Genomic DNA, 4,720 nt, shown 5'->3' with positions numbered 1-4,720 from the left:
TCCTTCACACCTACAACTACCATCGCTGCCACACCGCACTCGGAGGCCAACCACCCATCAGCCGTGTCAACAACCCTGCGGGTCAATACACCTAGATGCTCCGCGTCATCGCAGCAGCCCGCCTCGTGGCAAAGCCACGGTCAGCGCAGAATCATGGGCAGGCGCCGAGGAACTGGCTATGACATCTCACGCACGCAAGAATGCGGCCCGCCAACGGCAGGAGCTGACAGGGGTGAACCGGCGAGCAGCCTTGCAGGACGTTCGCAACGCGCTGCCGCCCGCGCCGCAGGCCCGAAATGCGGCACGATCCCAGAGTCACCAAGCATCCGAAGCTGTCGTGCCGAGCGAGCTGATCGTTCTCGTCCAGGACTTCACCCGGTGGGGACGGCAGCATCTCGATGAAGCGGTCCGTGTCGCGCATCGGAACGTCGATCAGCCAAGCGAGTGGCATCGTTTGGTGCTCTATGCGCTCACTGACGCCCTCGCCTACAACTTCCTGGCGGTAGGCACGCTCGCCGCCTATCTCCAGGAGCAGGGGCTCGACGCAGATCTGCTCCGACGCCATCTTCAGTCACCTGACCCTGATCGTTATGTCACCCAAGAGGCGCTTGACCTCCTGGCGGGGCTCATGGGTAGGCAGGTCAACGAGGGTTCGCAGCAGTCCACTTGGCACTTCATCGGGCGGCAGCTCACCGAATCTCGTGCAGACTGTCCCGTCTCAGTGAAGGTGAACCACGTCGGGGCTGTGACCAGCGATGAATCGTGTTGAGTGAGACGCGGTGCGGCGCGGCGTCTCACTCAATCTGAGGTCTGCAGTCCTGCGCTGCTTCGCGCTCGGCAGCGAACTCGTCGAGGAGCTCGTAGAGGACCTTGATCGCGTGCTGTTCGTCCTCAGGCGGAAGATCCCAGAAGTCGTCCCAGCCGTTCGGGAGGGCTATGTGGAGGACCTGGCCGGGCCAGGCGTGGTTGCAGTCGCGTCCACGACGGGCGACGAGCCAGTCGTGCCAGCCGGTGAGCCCGGGCCCACCGTGCCGGAGAGCATGCTGGTCATAACCGGTCAGGAACGCGGTCAGCATGTGGAAGGAGGTCTTGCCGACGAACATGCCGGGACGTCGGCCGACGCTGGCGAAGTACTCGCGTTCAGTCATCCCCGAGAGGGGCTTCATGCGTCCGCACCCTCCTCGTCACTGGCGCTGTCGTCCAGGTCTGGACGAAGCCTGCTGCGGGCCGCCTCCAGACGTTCGGAGTAGTCCGCCGCAAAGATCTCCGGCAGCGACTTGTCGAGCGTTCCGGCAATGCGGTGGAGGGGTGCCCAGACCGCCGCATCGTCGACGAGACGACTGAGGTCTGTCATCTGCACCTGCTCCAGCCAGTCCGACAGGACCAGCGCCTCATCCGGGGTGAGTTTGATGATGATCTCCGGATTCTCCACCGCTCGAACATAGTCCGTCGACCATGCATTGTCAGAGGTGCCTGGCACAGTGCCGCTGTGGACATTGATTCCTTCTGGGGGCTCATCGAGGAGTGCCGGCGTCAGGCGCAGGGCTCGGACGAACGGCTTGCGTGGCTACGTGGCGAACTGTCGCGAAGGTCGCTGGCTGAGGTCCTGCAGTTCCAGGTGCGCTTGGACGAGGTGACGCACGAAGCGTTCACCTGGGACCTGTGGGCAGCGGCGGACCGGATCTTCGGCGGATGGTGTTCCGATGACGGCTTCTGCTACTTCGGCCTGTGGATGGTGGGGCTTGGCAGGGATGCCTTCTCACGGGCAGTGGCTGATCCGGACTCCCTGGCCGACGCCCCGGAGGTCCAGCGCCTGGTGGGCCGTCCGACGGAGATGTGGAACGACGAGTGGCCCGGGTGGGAGTCTCTCGACTATGTCGCGATGGAGGCGTACGGGGTCCTGACCGGTGTAGAAGATGACTGCGGCGACGCGTTTTATGCGGCTGTCGAGGCCGAACAGGGTGATGGAGAGGCCAGTTCAGGGCCGCTCGGTCAGCGGTGGGACGTGCGACGCGAGGACGAGGCAGCACGCAAGCTGCCGAGACTGAGCGTGATGTTTCCTTTGTGAGCGTTCGCTTAAACGAGTCGGACGGCGTCGCAGGTGCATCAACGGGAAGCGGTCGGCCCGTGGGCCTCGCCGAACGCGCCTTCTCCTCACCAAGAGATCATGTGAGCGTGCTGCTGTGGATCCGCGCCTACGACGGCGAGAGCGATGTTTGGTCGTACTTCGAGCTCGACGGCGAGGAATGGGCCCTGCGCCAGGTCGACCTGCAAGGACCTCAGCGCCAGCCCGTGACCGCAGCCTCGCTGGCGGAGGTCATCGAGATCCGTGACCGTGGCGACCTCGCTGCCATGGCGGCCTACGAGCGGCAGTACGGCGTCCTCGCGGAAGGCGCACTGCGCGGATGGCAGGAAGCGCACGGCGCTGCCGAGATCACCCGCCGAGAATTCGAGTCGACGTGGGCCGCTGCGCGAGAGACCCTCGATGCGGATCGCACCGAGGAGACGACTTGATCACGGAGTACCAGCAGAAGCTGCGCGAGCGCTATCTCACCGCTACCGTCATGTCGGCTCCCGAGCCATGGCAGCCGGTGATGGACCGCAGGACTCCCATCGGGGGCCTACTCGGTATTGGATTCGCCGTCCATCCCGACAGTGGACACGACCTCATCATGGTCGTGTCCAGCGACGGCCATGGACTCTTCGACGCGGTCACCGGCGAGAAGATCGCTCGCGACCGGGACCCTGCTCCGGAAACGAGCACCCCCGACGCCCACCCGGACCTCACCTGCCCTGGGCTCGGCCCAATCGCGGGCGCCCCGGTACGCATAGCCGGACTCTTCGGCGGCGGCCTGCACAGCACCACGCCGGACGGTTGGACCCTGGACGTCGTCAGCCCCGAGTGGCCCCACGATCGCGTCATCCTCTCCGCCAACGGCGGGTTCCACAAAGGACCGGCGGGAGGGACGTGGTGGCACGTCTTCCACTCCGAGTACTCAGAACTCCGCGCGGCCGGGTTCTCTCCCTCCGGCCTGACCCTGGCGGTCGCCACAAGCAGCGACCTCACACTCTGGACCCGGCCGGGCCTCCACTTCGACGACTGAGCGGACTGCGGGACAGTAGGCGGAAAGAGGACAGATGGACCGGGCGGAACTCGCCGGGATGCTGGGCGACCAGACCACGGCCTGCGAAGCCGCCAGGGAGGCGCTTTTCGCCGGAGGCGACTTCGTCGTATGGGACGGCCGCGTTCCCAGTCAGCAGCTTGCCAGCATCTACGCGGCTCGTCTCCGACGGGCAAGGAAGCGAGGTGCTGAGACTCTCGCCCTGCCGTCCACCGTCGACATCCTCACCCGGCTCGAAGCCGCTCAGGTCAGGATCGGCTGCATCTTCTCACCGGACCGGACGTGGGCCTTCATACTCTTCCTCTCCGACGATGCCGACGCAGTCCTCGCCTGTACGGGAGTCCGCCGAGCTGAGCGGTGACAGTTGTCCTGCTGACTTGTCTCACTCAACCTGAGCAGTCTGTTGTCCCGGCTACGTCTTTTGGGGGTGCTGGTGAGTGCGCCAGAGGCGTCTGAGGGCTTCGAGTTCGGTTCGGGGGAAGTGCTCGCCCCACTTGCCCCGGTAGCCGCTCTCGCCATGGGCCTGTGCGACCTCGTCGAAGCAGCGGATCACAGCGCGGGCGAGTTGGTTGATGCCCAGCTGACTCGACCAGATCTCGGTTCCCCTGTTGTCGTGATCGCTGCCGTCGCGCAGTTCCAGCACGCGGATCCAGACGTCGTCGCCTTCGCGATAGAAGATCCACCGGTAGGCGGTCGGTTCGGCCTCGAACTGGACACGGGTCTCCGTCTCCCCCGCGACGAGCCGGGCCACCGCGGTCAGGAACTCCTCGGGCGCACTTGTGATGTACGAAGCGGTGAGCTCGGCCTTCGCGTAGTGATCCTCAAGGGTGCAGTCGGCCCATCCGTGTGTAGCCAGCACCCAAGTGATGCGCATGCCCGATGTCACTGGTGCTCCTCGGCGAGGAAGCGCTGGACGTCGGCGGCCAGGGCAGTCATCTGCTCGCCAGCCTCAAGCCACGTGGTTGCCGAGGCGCTCCAGCCGCCAGCGGCCCTCGGCCAGGGTCGCAAGGTCCAGGTCAGTCCGACGTGGCCACCGGAACGGAAGACGGCCGACACCGTTAGGTCTCGGTCGTTGGTCTGCCAGCTCCGTTCGCCGTCCCATCCCCGGTAGTCCGCGGCCAGTTCTTCCAGGAACGCGGCGAGATCGCTGTCCCAGATCCAGGCGACGACCTCGTTGACGCGAGCCGTCAAGCCGGGGGCCCGCAGCTCGACGGCATAGTGCACGGAGTCCGCGTCGAAGCTGAACCGATCGCAGAAAGTCACGCCGACGAAGGTGTTGTCCTGGCAGCGGATGGTCACGCTGGCCTTGTCGTCGGGGTCGGCGCCCAGGGAGGTCATGGGCGGAACGCTAAGCCAGCGTCGCGTTCGACGTCATCGGGATTCTCCCCTTTCGGGGCTATGCCTTCCTCAACTTGAGCCACAAGGCGAAGAGCCGTGGGCCGTGTTGCCTCCGGTGGGGTGTTCTGCGGCGTTTTGGATGGTGTGTGCGATGACGCGGAGCTGGGGACTGTAAGAAGAACGGTGTAACTCCGATCTTGAAAGAGTGCACCTGTGACCAGTGAGAACATAGCCAGGGAGCCCGCGTCGGGGTCTGTCCC

General features: G+C 65.3%; 9 protein-coding genes. 5 read left to right on the top strand and 4 right to left on the bottom strand.

The window, feature by feature from the left end; genetic code table 11:
- Window positions 1-178 precede the first annotated feature (178 nt).
- Entirely contained in the window at window positions 179-769 is a 591-nt protein-coding gene (locus ACIPK3_RS34290) for a hypothetical protein (RefSeq protein ID WP_402576128.1), read from the top strand.
- A gap of 25 nt (window positions 770-794) precedes the next feature.
- Here ACIPK3_RS34290 and ACIPK3_RS34285 read toward each other — a convergent pair whose 3' ends face one another.
- Window positions 795-1,148 (bottom strand): hypothetical protein, encoded by a 354-nt coding sequence (locus ACIPK3_RS34285; RefSeq protein WP_402576127.1) that lies wholly within the window; start codon window positions 1,146-1,148, stop codon window positions 795-797.
- 14 nt (window positions 1,149-1,162) lie between these two features.
- Complete coding sequence (locus tag ACIPK3_RS34280; protein ID WP_402576126.1) at window positions 1,163-1,432, bottom strand: hypothetical protein; 270 nt, start codon at window positions 1,430-1,432, stop codon at window positions 1,163-1,165.
- A 57-nt stretch (window positions 1,433-1,489) separates the two neighbouring features.
- Between ACIPK3_RS34280 and ACIPK3_RS34275 the strand changes: the two genes are divergently transcribed.
- The 4 genes from ACIPK3_RS34275 (at window position 1,490) to ACIPK3_RS34260 (ending at window position 3,483) form a co-directional block, all read left to right on the top strand.
- Entirely contained in the window at window positions 1,490-2,068 is a 579-nt protein-coding gene (locus tag ACIPK3_RS34275) for a DUF4240 domain-containing protein (RefSeq protein ID WP_402576125.1), read from the top strand.
- Window positions 2,069-2,169: 101 nt separating this feature from the next.
- Entirely contained in the window at window positions 2,170-2,514 is a 345-nt protein-coding gene (locus ACIPK3_RS34270; protein WP_402576124.1) for a hypothetical protein, read from the top strand.
- A complete protein-coding gene (locus ACIPK3_RS34265; protein WP_402576123.1) occupies window positions 2,511-3,104 on the top strand; it encodes a hypothetical protein in 594 nt (197 codons plus the stop codon). The genes ACIPK3_RS34270 and ACIPK3_RS34265 overlap by 4 nt, the downstream gene beginning before the upstream one ends.
- A gap of 34 nt (window positions 3,105-3,138) precedes the next feature.
- A complete protein-coding gene (locus tag ACIPK3_RS34260; RefSeq protein WP_402576122.1) occupies window positions 3,139-3,483 on the top strand; it encodes a hypothetical protein in 345 nt (114 codons plus the stop codon).
- Window positions 3,484-3,534: 51 nt separating this feature from the next.
- Here the strand turns inward: ACIPK3_RS34260 and ACIPK3_RS34255 are convergent, their stop codons facing one another.
- Together ACIPK3_RS34255 and ACIPK3_RS34250 are read right to left on the bottom strand one after the other, a co-directional pair.
- On the bottom strand, window positions 3,535-4,008 hold the full coding sequence (locus ACIPK3_RS34255; RefSeq protein ID WP_402576121.1) for a hypothetical protein: 474 nt from the start codon (window positions 4,006-4,008) through the stop codon (window positions 3,535-3,537).
- Window positions 4,005-4,460: a DUF6228 family protein gene (locus tag ACIPK3_RS34250; RefSeq protein WP_402576120.1), complete on the bottom strand. Its 456-nt coding sequence runs from the start codon at window positions 4,458-4,460 to the stop codon at window positions 4,005-4,007. Before ACIPK3_RS34250 ends, ACIPK3_RS34255 begins: the two co-directional genes overlap by 4 nt.
- Window positions 4,461-4,720 lie beyond the last annotated feature (260 nt).

This window comes from Streptomyces sp. NPDC086787 (genome assembly GCF_044745865.1).
Taxonomy (GTDB): Bacteria; Actinomycetota; Actinomycetes; order Streptomycetales; family Streptomycetaceae; genus Streptomyces.
The sequence above is the reverse complement of the archived record's forward strand: the minus strand, read 5'-3'. Positions and strand labels throughout refer to the sequence as shown.